Here is a 16,468-nt window from a genome sequence, read left to right on the forward strand (position 1 = left end):
TTCGCCCGCGACCCTAACGGCGCCCGCGCAGCACCGCGACTCCGTCGCCCGCCAGCTCGTCCAGCACCGCCTCCCGGCCGGCGACGGCGAGCGCTATCGCCTCCCCGGTGCCGCGCACCTCCGGCCCGTCGCCCCTGGTCCACGGCACGTCGGTGGCGACGAACCGCAGGCCGCGCGCCCGGGGGCCGGGTCGCGCGAACGGGTCGGGGCGGTCCAGCACGGCGAGCATCCGCTCCGGCGGGATCGTCCGTTCGCGGCCGAGGGGGCGGCGGATGTCCTGGTGGTGCACGAGCGCGTCGGCCAGCGCGATCGAGGGCGCCACCGCGGCGAACAGCCCTTTGCCCACCGACGACTCGAGCCGGTCCACGAGCGTCGACGGCGGCAGCGACCTGGCCCGGTCCACCCAGTGCTCGTTGATCCGGTCCGCCGCGCGGCAACGGGCCGCGACCAGCAGGTACGACGACACCGGCACGGCGTCGTAGAGCAGGTGGGCGACCACGTCCCGCACCCGCCAGCCGGCGCACAGCGACGGCGCCTCCCAGTCGTCGTCGGACAGCGTGCGCAGGAAGGCGACGAGGTCGGTCCGCTCGTCAGCCACCAGTCGCCGAACCGCCATGGCGGTGACCCTAGCGCCGCGTAAACGAGGTCGTCTCACCCGTCTTCGGCGCCCAGGCGGCGCCCCGCCGCGTTGTCGTCGGGGCCGATACAACCCCGGTATCGGCCCTCTCCTCCGCCTTGCGGTGCATCCACCTGGATCACCGAATCCGGGCAAGGAACCTCGTTTACACGACGCTAGCCTGTGATTACCACCACAACGAGCGGTTACGAAGACGTCCAGGCGAAGAACCCCATGGCGTTGCCGGTGCCCGCCTCGGTGCGGTAGCAGGGCTGATAGCCGACCAGCTCCGGCCGCAGCCCGCGCCCCTCCAGCGCCCCGCTCACCGTGATCCAGCTGCGCAGCTCGGAGGTGCCCGACCGCAGCCGGGCGGCGTCCATCGAACGCAGGTAGTCCGCGTCCTGGTCGGCGAGCGCGTGCAGGAACCGCCGGTCCAGGTCCTCCTCGATGACGAAGTGCGACAGCCCGCCGGAGGCCACGATGCCCACCCGCAGCCCGCCGGCCGCGCCCTGGACCGCCCGCCCGAGCGCCCGGCCCAGGTCGTGGCAGCGGCGCGCGCTCGGCGGGTTCGGCTCGAAGAACGTGTTGACGAAGATCGGCACGAACGGCGTGGCGTCCCGTTCGCCGAGTATCCGCTGGTAGATGTAGCCCCAGCCGTGCGGGATGCCGTGGTTGCGGTAACGCCCCGGCGGCAGGTGCCGGGCGGCCGCCACGTCGAACCCCTCGCCGGCCAGCGACTCGATCAGGTGCAGCGCCAGCTCGGGGTGGCACGGCCTGGTGATCGGCTCGGCCGGCACGTCGTGGACCGCCGACTCGGCCAGCCCCGGCGCCATCGCGGCCAGGTCAGCCTCGGTGAACGGCAGGTGCTCGACGCTCTCGCCCCAGTAGACGGCGAACGGCGCCAGCAGCTCGTCGCCGTAGACCTCCTTGTGGTCGCTGCTGACGATCAACAGCACGTCCGGGCTGGCCGCCGCGACCAGCTCGCCGAGCCGGTCCAGCGCGCGCTGGCACGCCCGGTACGCCGTGTCGCGGGCCCGCGCGCCGTTCTGGCCGGCGAAGCTCGGCCGGACCCTGGCGAGTGCGTCGAAGTCGTACTCCGCGCCCCGGTACACCAGCGTCCGGGACGCCCTGTCGAACCGCCCGCGCTGGTCCCACCGGTCCGGCGTGACCTTCAGCTGCGGCCCGTGCGAGGTGCCGATGCCGATCACGAACTCAGCCACCGCGTCGCCTCCTCCGCCCGGACACTAGCTGCGCGAGCCGCGCGGATCCTCGGTCACGCTGTCGCAATCCCGGCCGGCGGCTTCGGACGAACCGTCGGGTTCAGTCGTCCGGCCAGCAGGGGCCCGCGCGCAGCCGGGCCATCCCCTCCCGGTCGCCAGGACCGAACCCGACCAGCCCGGTGAACTCCGGGGCCATCAGCTCGCCGGGGTCGTTCACGTGGTCGAGACCCACCACGTGGCCCAGCTCGTGCATCGCGATCGCCCGCGCCACCAGGCGACCGTCCTCGCCGCCGCCGAGGGTCTGGGCGAAGCCCTCCCGGTTCAGCACGATCTGGCCGGTGACGTAGCGGGCCGACTCCGGCCCCTTCGTCCGGATCGAGGTGCTGCCGCCGGTGCCCTGGATGTCCCCGCCGACGTCCGGGTACTCGGCATGGTTGGCCCACGCGATCAACACCGGCGCCCACCGCTGGTGGTACCGGCCCGGCTGCATGGGCGGCCGCCGGGTGTTCGGCTTCTCCTGCGTGAAGCCGTCGTCGACGAACCGGAACCCGGACGCCGCCTCCACCTCCCGGACCGCGTCGTGGATCACCGCCATGCCGTCCGGAGGCTCCCCGGCCCGGTTGACCACGAAGTGGATCGGCCGGCACGGGTCGTAGCCGACCGGGCGCCCCTGGGGCGTGACGGCCAGGAACGCGTGCGGCCCGTTCGTCGCCTCGCTGGGCTCGCGCAGCCGGCCCTCGCCCTCGGGGCCGCCGACCAGGCCGGGAGCGAACAACCGCAGCCCGACGAACAGGGCCACCGTGACGGCCGCCGAGACGACAGGTATCGGATCGAGCCCGCCGAACAGGCGCCGCCGACCGCGCCCGCCCTGGTCCGCCGCCTCGGGATGATCGACGTCCACGACAACCACTCAACCCCACCGGCCCGGGGAAGGGGCCCGAACCGTCCCCCCGATGCATCGTCCGGCCGCGGCTACCCTCGAGCAAATGGATCATTTGGGTACCTGGCTCACCGAGCGGACCGCGAGCGCGGTGGCCGCCGCGTGGCGCATCCCGGTCGACCTGGCCGGCGCCCGGCGGCTGTACGGCGGTCAGGAGTCGCTGGCCTACCGGCTCGGCGACCACGTCGTGCGGGTCGGCCCGCGCTGGCGCACCGACGCCGACCTGGGCTGGTCCGGCTCGGTCGCGGCCGCCGCGGCGCGCGAGGTCCCCGAGGCCGTGGCCCCGGTCCCGACCGTCGACGCCCGCTTCGTGATCCGCGTCGACGGGCGGCCGGTCACGCTGTGGCCGTTCGTGCCCGGCAACCGGGGCGATGACGCCGACCCCCGGCAACGGGAGCAGGCCGCCGGGTTGCTGGCCAGGCTGCACCGCGCGCTGGCCACCGCCGACCTGGGCCCGACCCCGGCGCGCACCGTGCCCGCCGCCCCCGTCCCCGACCTCGCCGACGACGAGCTCGACGCGTGGCTCGCATCGTTCTCCCGCCCGCGCCAGCTCGTGCACGGCGACTTCTACGCCGCCAACGTCCTGGTCCGGGACGGTCGCATCGCCGCGCTGCTCGACTGGGACGAGGCCCGCGTCGACGCCCCCGAGTGGGAGCTGGCCGGCGCCGCCTGGGAGTGGGGCGCCGGGCTGGACACCCTGGACCTCACCGAGGCCGGCCGCTTCGTCGAGCGGTACCTCGCCGGGGGCGGCACCGCCACCGGCATCGACGACACCGCGCTGCGCCAGCTGATCAGGGCCAGGATCCGCGCCGAGGTGGCCTACGACCGCGCCACCCTCGACGACGATGACGACTACCAGGATCGTCAGCTCGCGGCCTTCCGCGCGCTGCGTCCCTAACCCTCGGGGTAGAACAGGAACAGGGTGCAGCCGGTCGTGGTCTGGGGCACGTGCCAGGAGCCGGCCGGCGCGTGGATGAACGAACCCGCCGGGTAGTCGCGGGCGCCGTCGTTGAACACGCCGGAGAGCACGAACACCTCCTCAGGGCCGGGCTCGTGCACGTCCTTCTTGGGCCAGCCGGTGTCGGGGTCCATCTCCAGTACGTACGCCTTCGCGCCGTTCGCTCCCGTCCATAGTGGACGCAGTCTGATCCCGGGGAACACGTCCCTGCTGGGCGCCTCGTCCACCAGCGCCCAGGCGTAGCCCTCGCTGTTCGGGCCGTCCATGTCTGTCATGCGGTCCACCCTGCCGTCCGACCAGCTCGCCACCCAGTGTCTGAAACGACGTTATGAGGTACTTTCTTGCCATGGGGACCCGGCGCCATCGCGTGGTCGCGCTGGTCCGTGCGCCGCAGTCGCCGTTCGAGCTCGGCTGCGCGGCGGACGTGTTCGGCACCGCCCGCCCCGGGGTGGCCGGCCGCTACGACTTCACCGTGTGCACCGAGCACCCCGGCCCGGTGCCGACCACCGCCGGGTACGACATGGTCGTGCCTCACGGCCTGTCCGCGCTGGCGAGAGCGGACACCGTCGTCATCCCCGGCTGGCTGCCGGTGGAGACGCCGCTCTCGCCCGCCCTGACCACCGCGCTGCGCACGGCGCACCGGCGCGGCGCCCGGCTGGTCAGCATCTGTACGGGCGCGTTCGCGCTGGCCCAGACCGGGCTGTTGGACGGGCGCCGGGCCACCACGCACTGGGCCGGCGCCGATCGGTTGCGCGAACTGTTCCCGCGCGTGCTGGTCGACCCGGACGTGCTCTACATCGACCACGGCGACGTGGCGACCAGCGCGGGAGCCGGCGCCGGCATCGACCTGTGCCTGCACCTGGTCCGCGCCGACCACGGAGCCGCCCATGCCGCCGCGCTGGCCAGGTCCATGGTCATGCCGCCGCACCGCGAGGGCGGCCAGGCCCAGTTCGTGACCCCACCGTCCGCGCCCCGCCCGGAGGGCTCCCTGGCCGAGCTGCTGGACTGGTGCTCCGCCCGCCTCCACACGCCGATCGGCATCGACGACATGGCCGCCCACCTGCGCATCTCACCCCGAACCCTGGCCCGCAGGTTCGCCGAACAACTCGGCACCAGCCCCGGCCGCTGGCTGCTCACCCAACGGATCAACGCCACCCGGGCGCTGCTGGAGGACACCGACCTCTCGGTGGACGCCATCGCCGTGCGCGTCGGCCTCGGCTCGGCCACCAACCTGCGCCGGCGCTTCCACGGTGCCCTGCGCACCACCCCCGCCGGCTACCGCCGCGCCTTCCGGAACACCGAGACGTCCCCGTTGTCGATCAGATCGGGCGCCGTCCACCCGTCCAGGTCGTAGTCCGCCATGCACTGCTCCGCGAACCCCTTCATCGCGTCCGCCGCGCCGGACCGCTCGGCCGCGAGCAGCAGCTCGGCGCGCACCGCCTCATGGTTGCCCGAGTAGTTGCGCTCGTACAGCTCGTGCCGGCCGCCGAACTCCGAGCCCACCGAGTCCCAGATCAACTTCATCAGCTTGACCCGCTCGACGGCATCCATGCCGCCCGAGCCGCGCACGAACCGGTCCAGGTACGGCCGCAGCTCGGGGGAGGAGAAGTCCCTGGCGTGCGAGGGCAGGTAGATCAGCGCGCTGCCCAGATCCTGCAGGATGATCTCCCGCACCCGGGGGTAGCCGACGGTCATGAACCAGCGGTAGGCCAGCCCATAGTCCAGGTGCGGCAGCACCGCGCCGTCGATCCACGGGTCCGGGCGCGCGGCCATCGCGTCGGACAGCGCCCAGAACATGTTGCGCCAGCCGATCACCTCGCCGACCCGGCTCTGCACGCCCCGGAAGTCCTTGGTGCCGGTCGCCGCCACGCCCTTCATCAACAGCCCGGCGATGAAGTCCAGCTTGACCGCCAGCCGGGTCACGCCGTGGAAGGTGAACCGGTGCAGGAACCCCGAGCCGGGGAAGAACGTGCTGGCCTTCTCCGGGTCGCCGTAGATGAACACGTTCTCCCACGGGATCGTCACCCGATCCAACACGAAGATCGTGTCGTTCTCGTCGAACCGCGACGACAGCGGGTGGTCGAACGGGCTGGACATGGCGTCCGCCGCCTGGGCGTACGAGGTCCGGCAGATCAGCTTCATCCCCGGCGCGCCCATCGGCACCGTGCAGACCAGCGCGAACTCCCGCTTCTTCACCGGCAGCCCGTAGTGGGCGATGAAGTTGTAGTGGGTGATCGCCGAGCCGGTGGCCACCACCTTCGCGCCGGACACGACCAGCCCGTCGTCGCGCTCCTGCTCGACGTGCATGAACACGTCGTCCACCTCGTCCGGAGGGCGGTCCCGGTCCACCGGCGGGTTGATGATCGCGTGGTTCCAGTACAGGACCTTCTCCTGCGACTCGGCGTACCAGCGCCGGGCGTTGTCCGCGAACGGCGCGTAGAACTCCGAGTTCGCGCCGAGCGTCCCCAGGAACGCCGCCTTGTAGTCCGGGCTGCGCCCCAGCCAGCCGTAGCTCATCCGGGCCCAGGCCGCGATCGCGTCCCGGTCGGCGAGCAGGTCGGCGCCCGAGCGCGGGGTGCGGAAGAACGGGTGGGTGAACCCGTCGGTGCCGGTGTCGGTCGGCGCGGTCAGCACGTCGCGCCGGTCGGGGTCGTGCAGCGCGTCGTACAGCCGCGCCGTGCTGCGCACCGAGTTGCGGAACGCCGGGTGCGTGGTGACGTCCGCGACCCGGTCGCCATAGATGAACACCTCACGCCCGTCGCGGAGGCTCTCGATGTACTCCGCGCCGGTCAGCGGCCGGGTGGTTCGTGATTCCTGCTGGACTGCCACGTCGAGTCTCCTCGCGAATGAGGGGTGACGAGCTGACGCGACCTGCCTAACCCGCCCGCTGGACGGACTCAAGGGCCGTTATTGGATCGCGGCCGGGCGGGGGATGTGCCATGGTCACCGGTGATGCTGTACCGCGCCGCGCTGCTGCCCCGCCCGCTCTACGGCGAGTGCTACGACCGGATGGACGCCGACTGGTAGTTGTGGCCCCGCGCCCCTACCCCGGAACCCCGTTCGGAAAGGCCCTTGTCATGCCCGGCACCGACTTCGCCGCGTTCGCGGCCGCCCTGCCCAAGGTCGAGCTCCACCTGCACCTGGTCGGCTCCGCCTCGATCGACACCACCCTCGCGCTGGCCCGCCGCCACCCCGACGGCGGCGTCCCGACCGACCGCGAGGAACTGCGCCGGTTCTACACGTTCACCGACTTCCCGCACTTCCTGGACATCTACCACCTGGTGAACCACCTGGTCACCACCGGCGCGGACGTGGTCACCCTGCTCGATGGCCTGGCCGCCGAGCTGGCCGCGCGCACCGTGCGCTACGCCGAGGTCCAGGTCACCGCGGTGCGCAACCGGATGGCCGGGATCGGCTACGACGACCTGGCGCAGGCGCTGGTGGACGGGCGCGCGCTGGCCCGCGAGCGGCACGGCGTGGTGCTGAACTGGATCTTCGACGCGGACTCCGTGCTCGGCCCCGCCGGCGCGGAGGAGACCGTCGACTTCGCCATCAAGTACCGCCCGGAGGGCACCGTCGGCCTCGGGCTGGGCGGCCCCGAGGTCGGGGTCAGCAGGGCCGACTTCGCGCCCGCGTTCCGCCGCGCCCGCGACGCCGGCCTGCACTGCCTGCCGCATGCCGGCGAGACCGTCGGCCCGGCCGAGGTCTGGGCCGCGGTCCGCGAGCTGGGCGCGGAACGGATCGGCCACGGCATCGGCTCGGCCACCGACCCCAAGCTGCTCGAACACCTCGCCTCCCGGGACATCGCCCTGGAGGTCTGCCCGAGCTCGAACGTGGCCACCGGCGCCGTCGCGTCGCTGGCCGAGCACCCGCTGCCCACGCTGCTCGCCGCCGGCGTCCCGGTGACGCTGGCCACCGACGACCCCGGCATGTTCCACAACGACATGACCACCGAGTACCAGCTCTGCCACGACGTGTTCGGCCTGGGCGTGGAGGAGCTCGCCGCCATCGCCAGGACCGGCGCGCGGGTGGCGTTCTGCTCGACGGAGCTGCGCGGCCGGATCCTCGCGGAGATCGACGAGGTGGTCGCGTCGGTCCGAGGGTAGGGGTGTGCCGAAAACCCCGACTCACTGTGATGAAATCCCCGACTCGCGGGGGGGGGTTTAGCGGACGGGGGTGAGGGCGGGGCGTTTCGGGGTGCGGCCGTCGCCGGAGGAGCGGCCGCGCGCGCGGCGGTAGAGCCACGGGCCGACGAAGGTGGCCAGCCAGCGCAGTTCGGTGGCGACGACGCGCCATGTCGCCGGTGGGGGGAGCGGCGGTAACGGCTGGTCGGCGGTGGTCGGGAGGCCGAGCTTGCGGGCGATCTCGGCGGCGGCCATGGTGTGCCCGAGCGAGCTCAGGTGCAGCCGGTCGGCGCACCACAGGCGCGGGTCGGTGGCGAACGCGGCGGGGGCCTCGACCACTGTGACGCCGTGCCGGGCGGCCGCGTCGTGGATCCGGGTGTTGAAGTCGTGGACCCGGGGGCTCAGCCGGCGGACCAGGGGCGCGATCGCGGTGACGTCCGGGTAGGTCACGGTCACCACCTGCGCCCCGGCGGAGGTCAGCGCGGCGAACATGTCCTCCAGGGTGGCGGCGATGCGCGCGGCGTCGAACCCCGGCCGGATCAGGTCGTTGAGCCCGGCCACCACCGAGGCCAGGTCCGGCTGCAGGCGCAGCGCGGGCTCGAGCTGCTCGGCGCGGACCTGGCCGGCCAGCCGGCCGCGCACCGCGAGGTTGGCATAGCGAAGCTCGGGGTTCACCGCCGCGAGGTGCTCGGCGAGGCGATCGGCCCAGCCGCGGTGGCCGCTGGTGTCGTCGCCGTCGCCGATGCCCTCGGTCTGGCTGTCCCCGAGCGCGACGTAACGGGAGTAGGTCACGTACCAGGCTTGTGGATCTTGACCGTGACGTTCATGCCGGGCACCAGGGTCAGCCCGTTGCTGTTGGTGATCAGGATCTTGACCGGGATGACCTGGGTGACCTTCTGGAAGTTGCCCGAGCTGTTGGACTCGGGGAACAGCGAGAACACGCCGGCCGCCGCGCCCTGCACCTCGCTCACGATGCCCGTCACCGGGGTGCTGCCGAACGCGTCGACGCTGACGTCGACCATCGCGCCGGGGCGCACGTCGCGCACGTCGGTCTCGTCCACCCGGGCGGTGATGAAGATGTTGTTCAGGTCGTAGGCGGTGGCCAGCTGGGTACCGGCGGTCACCCAGGTGCCCTCCACGCCGTTGTCCACCGCGATGGTGCCGTTGCCGGGGGCCTTGATGATCCGCTGCGGCTGGGCGAAGCCCATCTGCTGCTTGACCCGCCCGACCACCTGGTCCTTCTTCACCTGCGTGCCCTGGCCGCCGCGCCAGTCCACCAGCGTCCCGGTGACCGGGGCCACGATCTGGACCTTGTCGCCGTCGACCTGGGCGTTGTCGGTGCTCACGAACTGGCGCGAGTACATGAAGTACGCTCCGCCGAAGCCGAGCGCGGCCAGCAGCACCAGGACCCCGATGATGCTCACGGCGATCTTGGTGGATCGCTTCATGGACTTCTTCGCTGGCGGGGCGGGTGCCGTCCCGTTCGCCGAGCCGTTCGTGGACGCGGGTGCCGCGCCGTTCGTCTCCGGCTTGTCCTCGGTGGCTGTGCCCGGTCCGGGCGCGGGGCCTTCCATGATGCCCTCCCCTTGGTTACTCACGCTTAGAGTACCCACCGTATCCTATTAAGGGTCGTTCAGTAAGGTCGAGTGTCGCGCGCAACAGTAATTCCGTTATGGCCCGGATCGGGTGATCATGGACGGGGGTGGGCGGCGCCGCCCCTTGCGCTGATCAGCGGCATGACCACCTCGTCCACGATCTCCACCAGCACGGCGTCCTCGACCGGGGGACCGTGCAGCAACACGTGCTGGCGCAGCAGGTCGTGCCCGACCGTGGCGACCCTCGGCGTCAGCGCGGTGGGGCGGACCTCACCCCTGACCACTCCCCGTCGCAACACCTCGAGCATGAACTCTGTTCCCGGTTCGATGAACCGGTTTCGGATCACGGCCATCAGCTCGGGGTGTTTGAGCACCGCCGTCATCAGGCCCCGGATCGCCTCGCCGGAGGTGCCGTTGAGCGCCACGGCGAACCGGCGCAGGAACCCGAGGATGTCCTCCCGCACGCTCCCGGTGTCGGGCAGCTCCATCACCGGCAGCGGTCCCTGCTCGTAGATCGCGTCCACCACCAGCTCGGCGAGGTTGGGCCAGCGGCGGTACAGCGAGCCCTTGCTGGCCCGTGCGCGGTGCGCGATGCCCTTCATGGTCAGGTCCGCGTAGCCGACCTCGGCGAGCTCGGCGAGGGTCGCGGCGTAGATCGCCGTGTTCAAGGTGTCGCCCCGCCGCCGGGACCGGGTGCGGTGGTCGCAGTCCTGGTCCGTCGTCTCGGGGTCGGGTCGCATGGTGGTCATGTCGTTTCCGCCCGCCGCCGTCGTCGGGGTGACACCCTATGACAGCGATCTTAGGTGTGGTGGGTACCTACGTCAGATACATCGGAGTCCCTACTAGAGAACCCTAAGGCCTCTATGTCAGGATAGCCACATGGCCGGCTCAGAGTCGTCGCCCGGGCGGTGGGGTCTCTCACTCGCGGTGCTCATCGTCGGGATGTTCATGTCCGTGCTGGACGTGACGATCGTGAACGTGGCCATCCCGGCGATCCAGAAGGACCTGGGCACCACCCTGGAGGACGTGCTCTGGGTGGCCACCGCGTACACCCTGACGCTGGGCGTGGTGGTGCCGCTGAGCAGCTGGGCCGGCGACCGGTTCGGGCTGACCCGGGTCTACCAGGCATCCCTGCTCGGCTTCGCGGCCGGCTCGGCGCTGTGCGGGCTGGCCTGGAACCTGGACAGCCTGATCGCGTTCCGGGTGCTGCAGGCCGTCCCCGGCGGCATCCTGCCGGTGATCACGCTGACCCTGGTGTACCGGATCGTGCCGAAGGAGAAGATCGGCGCGGCGATGGGCATGTACGGGCTGGGGATCGTGTTCGCCCCGGCGGCCGGCCCGGTGCTCGGCGGCTACCTGGTCGAGCACACCGACTGGCGGTTGATCTTCTACATCAACGTCCCGGTCGGGATCCTCGGCATGGTGGCCGCGTACGGGGTGCTGCCCCGGTTCCCGAAGGGGCCGCGCCGGCGGTTCGACGTGCTCGGCTTCCTGGCGGTGGGGTCCGGCCTGTTCGCCATCCTGCTGGCGTTCTCCAAGGCCGAGGACTGGGGCTGGAGCTCCTACCGGGTGCTGATCCTGATCACCGCCGGGCTGCTCCTGCTGGCGCTGTTCGTGATCATCGAGCTGGAGGTGGAGCACCCGCTGCTGGACGTGCGCGTGTTCCGGTACTGGCCGTTCACGAACTCGCTGCTGCTGTTGGCGATCCTGCAGGTCGGCCTGATGGGCGTGCTGTTCTACGTGCCGGTGTTCCTGCAGCAGGGCCAGGGGCTGACGGCGTTCGAGGCCGGGCTGCGGATCCTGCCGCAGGCGCTGGTGGTCGGCGTGCTGATGCCGGTCGCGGGCAAGCTCTACGACAAGATCGGCCCGCGCTGGCTGGCCGTGGTCGGGATGGCCCTCTCGGCCTACGGGACGTACCTGCTCTGCGGCGTCACGCCGGCCATGACCGAAGGCGCGGTGGTCTTCTGGACCTGCGTGCGGGCGGTCGGCATGGGCCTGGCCATGATGCCGATCATGACGGCCGGCATCGCCGGCCTGCCGCCCGAGAAGGTCAACCAGGGCAGCGCGCTGAACAACGTGGCGCGGCAGGTGTCCGGGGCGCTCGGGCTGGCCGTGCTCGCCTCGATCGCCAGCATGCGACAGGCCCAGCTCAGTGCGGACCGGGGGGCGCTGTTCGGCCAGGCGCGCGTCGCCGAGGTGCCCGTGCTCGGCCCGCCCGACGGGCGGAACCTGACGGGAATGTACGCGCTGTACCGGGAGTTCCAGCTGCACGTGCTGGCCGGCTCGTACAGCGACATCTTCCTGGTGACCGCCGCGTTCACGCTGGTCGGAGCCGTGCTCGCGCTGTGGATGCGCTCCGGTCCGCCGTCGTCCGCGCCCCCGCCCGCCGCCGCGCGCCCGCCGGCGCCGCGTGAGGGCTCCGCCCGTACCGATGGCCTGGTCGGCGCCCATTGAGGCCATGACGAAACCGGGGGCAACCGAATCGTGGTCGTGGCGGTCATCGGTATCGGGGAGCTGATGACGTTGGTACGTGAAAGTCGAGGTCGTTGGGGTGACGTTGTTCGGTCGGGTGCGCGGGGTCGGTGCGAGGCCGTCGGGGGAGGCCCGGGCCGCCGAGACCCGGGCCGCCGAGACCCGGTGCGCCGAGGCCCGGTCGTCGGGTTCGCCCGGGCGGAGCCGCTGGATGGGCGCCGTCGAGCTGGAGCTGCTGGGCCTGAGCTGTTGGGCCGGGGCCGTCGGGATGGAGCCGCCGAACTGGTGCCGCTGGGTGCGAGCCGCCGCCCCCGAGCCCGACTGAAACCTTGTTGTCGCGCGTTCGGCGAGGCGCGCAGGATGCGGGGGTGATCAAGGTATGTACCGCGCACACCGCCGACATGGACGTCGACACGCTGGCCACCGCCAGGGCGTTGCTCCATGACGTGTTCGAGGGGGACCTCTCGGAGCAGGACTGGGAGCACTCGCTGGGCGGGGTCAACGCCATGGTCTGGGACGGCGCCGAGCTGATCGGGTACGGCTCGGTGGTCCAGCGGCGGATCATGCACGGCGGCCGGGCGCTGCGCACCGGGTATGTGGAGGCGGTCGGGGTGCGTGCCGACCGGCGCGGGCAGGGGCACGGCGCGGCGGTGATGAACGCCCTGGAGCGGGTGGTGCACGGCGCGTACGAGCTGGGCGCGCTGTGCGCCGCCGACGAGGCCGGGGAGTTCTACGCGGCGCGCGGCTGGCAACTGTGGCGCGGGCCGAGCTCCGCGCTGACCCCGACCGGCGTCGTCCGCACCGAGGAGGAGGACGGCGCCCTGTACGTGCTTCCGGTGACGCGGACCGTCCCGCTGGACCTGGACGGCGAGCTCACCTGCGACTGGCGCGAGGGCGACGTCTGGTAGCCGGTCAAGGCGCCGAGGTGGATACCTCGAGATCGAACAGGCCCTTGTTCGGCGCCGGCCCGGGCTCGTCGTCGGTGTGGCGCAGGCCGGCCATGCGGGCGGTCAGATCCGCGCGGGTGTCGACCGGGACCGCGCCCCGCTCGACCAGGACCCGCGTGCCGGTCGCCGTTCCGCCGGGTTGCATGGCCCACACGTCGCGGCCGGTCTCCAGGGCTCGTGATCCGGCCGCCAGGGTGCCGCCCTTATCGCCGGCTTCCACCGCGACAAGCGCCATGCTCAACCCGATGATCACGGAGTTCCGCGCCATCGCGCCGCCGACCGTCCACGGCTGTGCCGGCGCGAACTGAGAGACGACCAGCGTGCGCCGCTCGTCCCACACCTCGCCGATCCCCTCCTTCCGCACCCGGAAGTGATCAATACCTTCCGGGATCGCGATGACCGTCTCCCCGCCCGCCCGCAGGCTGGCGATGTGCGCGGCCATATCCACGCCTCGGGCGTACCCGGACACCGACACCACGCCGTGAACGGCGGCGATCTCACCGCACGCGGCGGCGGCACGGAGCCCCTGGTCGCTGACGTTCCGCGCCCCACATACCCCGACCGCCGGTCGTTCCAACAGGTCGAGCGGTCCCCGATAGAACAGCGCGACCGGCCCGTCCGGGTGGCAGGCCAGCCGTCGCGGGTACCCGCCGACGCCGTACACCAGGGCGCCGACGCCCCGCTGGCCGAGCTCGTCGGCCCGGCGTCGGATGTCCTGTTGTTCCTCGTGATCGAGGCCGTCGAAGACGGCGCCGAGGGCCGCCGGGCCATCACGGTGGACCCGTTTGGTCAACCCGCGCCCGACGCCCGGCCGGGTCGCGGCCAGCGCCAGCCGCAGCCTCGTCACCTCATCCATGCCGGGTTACGCTCCTCCATACCGGACTGCGAACGCATGTTCGATATGCTCCTCCGGGTCTCGCCGGATGGCAACCACCGCCGTCAGCCCCAGGTCAGCTGGCCAACATCGCAGGTCGCCGGGTTCCCCGACCGCAGGCCCTTGTCGAGCGACACGAGCCGTTGGTCCGGGCCGCCGTGGGTGGCCGTCTCGTCCGGGTAGGTCGAGAGTCGGTCCATCTCGGCATTCGTCGCCGCCCGGAACCGCTCGATGTCCAGCCCGCCGGCCTCCGCCTCTTTGCGTGCCCACACCCCGGCGTAGCAGTCGGCCTGTGCCTCTCGCTCGTTCACCGTCGCGCCGGTCCGAGGATGCAGGAGGAACTGGACATGGTGGCCGCTCTCGTGGGCCATCGTGAAGGTCAGGACCACCTGGGCGACGGGGCCGTGGGCGTTGTGCACCGCATCGAGGTACCGGGTCGGGAGGTGGACGCCGCTGCGCGGACGGTAGAAGGCGCGGTCGGGTCCGCCGTCCTCGGTGCGCTCCTCGCCCACGGTGAGCCGCGCCTCGGTGTATCGGCCCCCGGTGGCACGGAACTCTCGGTCCCAGATCTGGTTGAGCTCGGTGTTCAGGCAGGCGGCGAACGTCCCGTCGTCGGGCTGCGACAGGCACGGCACCGGAGGCTTCGGTGTGGTCGCCGTTCGCGGCGGGGGGCGTGCGCACCCGGCGAGTACCAACACCATCAGCAGGAGGATCGCGGCCGCCGCTCGCACCCCCGTAGCGTCGCAGGCGGGGAGTGAGGTGCGCGCACGGTTTCGGCCGGTTTTGACAATCTCCATCCGGACATGAGCGAGCCGTGACACGATGTAGCTTCACCGCATCCGATGGAAGTCACGATGCATCGTGCTCAGCCATTTCGGCGGGATCGCCGAGGTAACCGGCTGGAAGGCTGGTGCAAGACGGATCGTATCGACGGTCACGATCTCTGGCTTCGCGGTACGAACGAAATGATCGAGCAGGTCACGCGGGTGGCACCCGAATATCGGGCTGGGCGGGTTCCCGCTCGATCCGAGGCGGAATGGACACATGTGCTCCACTCGCCATCGCCAGTACGCGAGGACGCCACCGAGTTGTTGGAGCTTCTCTCCGAGGTGATCACGCTTCCCGCCACGGCCCACGTGCACGCCGCGATCGTCCTGGACTGGTACAAGCGGCCGACGGACGACCCCGACCCGACAACATGGCCCAATACCGAGGTCGGTGAGCTGGTCAGCCGAGGCAAGTACAACTACCGGACCCGGTCGCACCTGCAGGGAATGGTTGGGCGGGAGATCGTCGGTCGTATGTGCCGCGCCATCGGGCGCCACCCCGGGATTCGGGCGACCGATGTGGTCCTGGATGTCCCGGGACACGACGCCGATCAGGTGTCGTTCGCGGGGCGGATGGCGGCGACGGTCGCCAGGGACGTGGAGAAACCCTTCATCAGGGTCATGGCGGGGAATTCGTTCAGACCGCCGGCCAAGTCGGCGGACCCCGAGGTGCGCGCCCAGGCGATTCGAGGCCGGTTCTCGGTAGGGGATTCGTTGAGCGGGATGACCGCACTGATAGTTGATGACGTATTTCGGTCGGGCGAGAGCATGCGGGAGACGGCCAGGGCCGCGGTCGTCGCCGGCGCGAGCCTGGTGTACGGGATATGCGCGGTGCGGACTATGCGGAGGTAGCCCGGGGAAAGGACCAGTCGTCGTCCTCGGGCCTCGGCAGGCCTTGCGGCCAGGTCACCTTGATCAACTCTGACACGTCCTGGGCCACTCGGTCGACCAGTGCTCGGTCGGCGCGCATGTCATCGGCCAGCAGCGTCCGCAGCCGCCGGGCGAGGTCGCGGCCGTCGGGCTCGTTGTCCAGCCGCTCGGCCGCCGACGTCAGGACGGCGGCCCACCCCGGCTCCACGACACCGAATCGACGGAACGTCTCCACCACATCGCGCACCTCGCGGACCGCGGCGGCGACCGGCATCGGATCGTTCACGCGAGCCTCCTCGTCGGATCTGTCCGGGTCGGTGCATCTCGTCCAACGAGCCGTACCGTCCGCGGGTGTGTCACCGGACGGGCTCAGGCGTCGGGCAGGCCGAGGGCGCGGCGGAACAGCTGGCGGGTCGCGGCGGTCATCCGGTCGGGCGCGAGCGTGTCGTCGCGGTGCCAGATGCGGTCGAACATCCTGTGCAGCGCGCTGCACAGGAGCATCGCGGTGAGCTCGGCGTCGGCGGTGTCGAACACGCCGTCGGCGATCCCGCCCCGGATCAGCGCGGTGAGGCTGTCCGCCAGGTCCGGGGCGCCGCCGCCCGGTGCGCGCTCGGCGGCCGCCGCGCCGTGGTCGGCGAGCAGCGGGTGGTGGAACAGGACGTCGTGCAGTGCCCGCTCGGTGGGGTAGTCGGTCATCGCGGCGACCATCCAGGCGTCCAGGCGGTTGGACCAGTCGCCGCCGGCGTTGGCCACGGCGGTCTCGATCCGGGCGACCAGCTTGGCTTCCCAGTCGCGCTGGAGCGCGGCGAGCAGGTGTTCCTTGGACTCGAAGTGCAGGTAGAACGTGCCCTTGGCGACGCCGGCGCGGCGGGTGATCTGGTCCAGGGTGGCGGCGGGGACGCCTCGGTCCAGGAACACGGCGAGGCCGGCGTCGAGGAGGTCGCGGCGGCGCTCATCGGCGGGTTTGGTGCGGGGCGCGGGTGGTGAGGCCGCGCGCGAGCCAGCTCGGGGCATGCCGGCAGGGT

Annotated in this window: 19 protein-coding genes; 7 read left to right on the forward strand and 12 right to left on the reverse strand. The window is 71.8% G+C overall.

Translation table 11 applies throughout. From position 1 onward, the window contains the following. Window positions 1–13: 13 nt before the first annotated feature. The 3 genes from N912_RS0135965 to N912_RS56775 all read right to left on the reverse strand — a co-directional run bounded on the left by N912_RS0135965 (window position 14) and on the right by N912_RS56775 (window position 2,737). Complete coding sequence (locus N912_RS0135965; protein ID WP_028926237.1) at window positions 14–616, reverse strand: maleylpyruvate isomerase family mycothiol-dependent enzyme; 603 nt, start codon at window positions 614–616, stop codon at window positions 14–16. A 206-nt stretch (window positions 617–822) separates the two neighbouring features. Continuing rightward, window positions 823–1,836 carry a DODA-type extradiol aromatic ring-opening family dioxygenase gene (locus tag N912_RS0135970; protein ID WP_028926238.1) on the reverse strand — a complete coding sequence of 338 codons (1,014 nt, stop codon included), beginning with the start codon at window positions 1,834–1,836 and terminating at the stop codon, window positions 823–825. A 100-nt stretch (window positions 1,837–1,936) separates the two neighbouring features. Beyond that, window positions 1,937–2,737 carry a matrixin family metalloprotease gene (locus tag N912_RS56775; RefSeq protein ID WP_051581278.1) on the reverse strand — a complete coding sequence of 267 codons (801 nt, stop codon included), beginning with the start codon at window positions 2,735–2,737 and terminating at the stop codon, window positions 1,937–1,939. Between the two features lie 85 nt (window positions 2,738–2,822). Here N912_RS56775 and N912_RS0135980 point away from each other — a divergent pair, with 85 nt between their 5' ends. After that, the gene (locus N912_RS0135980) at window positions 2,823–3,674 is read left to right on the forward strand and encodes a phosphotransferase (RefSeq protein WP_028926239.1); all 852 of its coding nucleotides are present in this window, start codon (window positions 2,823–2,825) and stop codon (window positions 3,672–3,674) included. On the opposite strand, the gene N912_RS0135985 is transcribed toward N912_RS0135980, so the two are convergent. Further along, on the reverse strand, window positions 3,671–4,000 hold the full coding sequence (locus tag N912_RS0135985; protein WP_028926240.1) for a cupin domain-containing protein: 330 nt from the start codon (window positions 3,998–4,000) through the stop codon (window positions 3,671–3,673). The genes N912_RS0135980 and N912_RS0135985 overlap by 4 nt on opposite strands. Before the next feature lie 80 nt (window positions 4,001–4,080). Here N912_RS0135985 and N912_RS56780 point away from each other — a divergent pair, with 80 nt between their 5' ends. Further along, window positions 4,081–5,088, forward strand: a complete 1,008-nt coding sequence (locus N912_RS56780) for a helix-turn-helix domain-containing protein (RefSeq protein ID WP_051581280.1) — start codon at window positions 4,081–4,083, stop codon at window positions 5,086–5,088. On the opposite strand, the gene N912_RS56785 is transcribed toward N912_RS56780, so the two are convergent. Then, window positions 5,010–6,563, reverse strand: a complete 1,554-nt coding sequence (locus N912_RS56785) for a 4-hydroxyphenylacetate 3-hydroxylase family protein (protein ID WP_037068387.1) — start codon at window positions 6,561–6,563, stop codon at window positions 5,010–5,012. The two genes, N912_RS56780 and N912_RS56785, sit on opposite strands and share 79 nt — an antisense overlap. Before the next feature lie 248 nt (window positions 6,564–6,811). On the opposite strand from N912_RS56785, the gene add reads away from it, so the two are divergent. Then, window positions 6,812–7,840, forward strand: coding sequence for an adenosine deaminase (gene add, locus N912_RS0136005; protein ID WP_028926241.1), 1,029 nt, complete (start codon window positions 6,812–6,814; stop codon window positions 7,838–7,840). 57 nt (window positions 7,841–7,897) lie between these two features. On the opposite strand, the gene N912_RS0136010 is transcribed toward add, so the two are convergent. From N912_RS0136010 to N912_RS0136020, 3 genes are all read right to left on the reverse strand, one after another. Next, the gene (locus N912_RS0136010; RefSeq protein WP_028926242.1) at window positions 7,898–8,650 is read right to left on the reverse strand and encodes an SGNH/GDSL hydrolase family protein; all 753 of its coding nucleotides are present in this window, start codon (window positions 8,648–8,650) and stop codon (window positions 7,898–7,900) included. After that, window positions 8,647–9,432, reverse strand: coding sequence for an HlyD family secretion protein (locus tag N912_RS0136015; RefSeq protein ID WP_084211511.1), 786 nt, complete (start codon window positions 9,430–9,432; stop codon window positions 8,647–8,649). Before N912_RS0136015 ends, N912_RS0136010 begins: the two co-directional genes overlap by 4 nt. 116 nt (window positions 9,433–9,548) lie before the next feature. Further along, window positions 9,549–10,202 (reverse strand): TetR/AcrR family transcriptional regulator, encoded by a 654-nt coding sequence (locus tag N912_RS0136020; protein ID WP_028926244.1) that lies wholly within the window; start codon window positions 10,200–10,202, stop codon window positions 9,549–9,551. Between the two features lie 130 nt (window positions 10,203–10,332). Between N912_RS0136020 and N912_RS56790 the strand changes: the two genes are divergently transcribed. From N912_RS56790 to N912_RS0136035, 3 genes are all read left to right on the forward strand, one after another. Next, window positions 10,333–11,907, forward strand: a complete 1,575-nt coding sequence (locus N912_RS56790) for a DHA2 family efflux MFS transporter permease subunit (RefSeq protein WP_084211512.1) — start codon at window positions 10,333–10,335, stop codon at window positions 11,905–11,907. A gap of 97 nt (window positions 11,908–12,004) precedes the next feature. After that, window positions 12,005–12,250 (forward strand): hypothetical protein, encoded by a 246-nt coding sequence (locus tag N912_RS0136030; protein WP_028926245.1) that lies wholly within the window; start codon window positions 12,005–12,007, stop codon window positions 12,248–12,250. Window positions 12,251–12,326: 76 nt separating this feature from the next. Then, window positions 12,327–12,833 carry a GNAT family N-acetyltransferase gene (locus tag N912_RS0136035; RefSeq protein WP_037068529.1) on the forward strand — a complete coding sequence of 169 codons (507 nt, stop codon included), beginning with the start codon at window positions 12,327–12,329 and terminating at the stop codon, window positions 12,831–12,833. Window positions 12,834–12,837: 4 nt separating this feature from the next. Here N912_RS0136035 and N912_RS61030 read toward each other — a convergent pair whose 3' ends face one another. Together N912_RS61030 and N912_RS61035 are read right to left on the reverse strand one after the other, a co-directional pair. Then, window positions 12,838–13,728, reverse strand: a complete 891-nt coding sequence (locus N912_RS61030) for a DNA-processing protein DprA (protein ID WP_051581282.1) — start codon at window positions 13,726–13,728, stop codon at window positions 12,838–12,840. 83 nt (window positions 13,729–13,811) lie between these two features. Continuing rightward, entirely contained in the window at window positions 13,812–14,381 is a 570-nt protein-coding gene (locus N912_RS61035) for a neutral zinc metallopeptidase (RefSeq protein WP_028926247.1), read from the reverse strand. Window positions 14,382–14,834: 453 nt separating this feature from the next. Here N912_RS61035 and N912_RS0136050 point away from each other — a divergent pair, with 453 nt between their 5' ends. Then, window positions 14,835–15,425: a phosphoribosyltransferase gene (locus N912_RS0136050; RefSeq protein ID WP_156994254.1), complete on the forward strand. Its 591-nt coding sequence runs from the start codon at window positions 14,835–14,837 to the stop codon at window positions 15,423–15,425. Here the strand turns inward: N912_RS0136050 and N912_RS0136055 are convergent. Then, window positions 15,412–15,729 (reverse strand): hypothetical protein, encoded by a 318-nt coding sequence (locus N912_RS0136055; protein WP_037068390.1) that lies wholly within the window; start codon window positions 15,727–15,729, stop codon window positions 15,412–15,414. The genes N912_RS0136050 and N912_RS0136055 overlap by 14 nt on opposite strands. 83 nt (window positions 15,730–15,812) lie before the next feature. Next, window positions 15,813–16,457, reverse strand: coding sequence for a TetR/AcrR family transcriptional regulator (locus N912_RS61040; protein WP_084211514.1), 645 nt, complete (start codon window positions 16,455–16,457; stop codon window positions 15,813–15,815). Window positions 16,458–16,468 lie beyond the last annotated feature (11 nt).

The organism is Actinospineispora acaciae DSM 45401, assembly GCF_000620785.1.
Lineage (GTDB): Bacteria > Actinomycetota > Actinomycetes > Mycobacteriales > Pseudonocardiaceae > Pseudonocardia > Pseudonocardia acaciae.

Excerpts from the sequence above, each read along its gene's own strand:
- N912_RS0135965 (WP_028926237.1), bottom strand. The coding sequence starts at position 616 with ATGGCGGTTCGGCGACTGGTGGCTGACGAGCGGACCGACCTCGTCGCC.
- N912_RS0135980 (WP_028926239.1), top strand. The coding sequence starts at position 2,823 with ATGGATCATTTGGGTACCTGGCTCACCGAGCGGACCGCGAGCGCGGTG.
- N912_RS0135985 (WP_028926240.1), bottom strand. The coding sequence starts at position 4,000 with ATGGACGGCCCGAACAGCGAGGGCTACGCCTGGGCGCTGGTGGACGAG.
- N912_RS56780 (WP_051581280.1), top strand. The coding sequence starts at position 4,081 with ATGGGGACCCGGCGCCATCGCGTGGTCGCGCTGGTCCGTGCGCCGCAG.
- add (WP_028926241.1), top strand. The coding sequence starts at position 6,812 with ATGCCCGGCACCGACTTCGCCGCGTTCGCGGCCGCCCTGCCCAAGGTC.
- N912_RS0136015 (WP_084211511.1), bottom strand. The coding sequence starts at position 9,432 with ATGGAAGGCCCCGCGCCCGGACCGGGCACAGCCACCGAGGACAAGCCG.
- N912_RS0136020 (WP_028926244.1), bottom strand. The coding sequence starts at position 10,202 with ATGACCACCATGCGACCCGACCCCGAGACGACGGACCAGGACTGCGAC.
- N912_RS56790 (WP_084211512.1), top strand. The coding sequence starts at position 10,333 with ATGGCCGGCTCAGAGTCGTCGCCCGGGCGGTGGGGTCTCTCACTCGCG.
- N912_RS0136035 (WP_037068529.1), top strand. The coding sequence starts at position 12,327 with ATGGACGTCGACACGCTGGCCACCGCCAGGGCGTTGCTCCATGACGTG.
- N912_RS61030 (WP_051581282.1), bottom strand. The coding sequence starts at position 13,728 with ATGGATGAGGTGACGAGGCTGCGGCTGGCGCTGGCCGCGACCCGGCCG.
- N912_RS61040 (WP_084211514.1), bottom strand. The coding sequence starts at position 16,457 with ATGCCCCGAGCTGGCTCGCGCGCGGCCTCACCACCCGCGCCCCGCACC.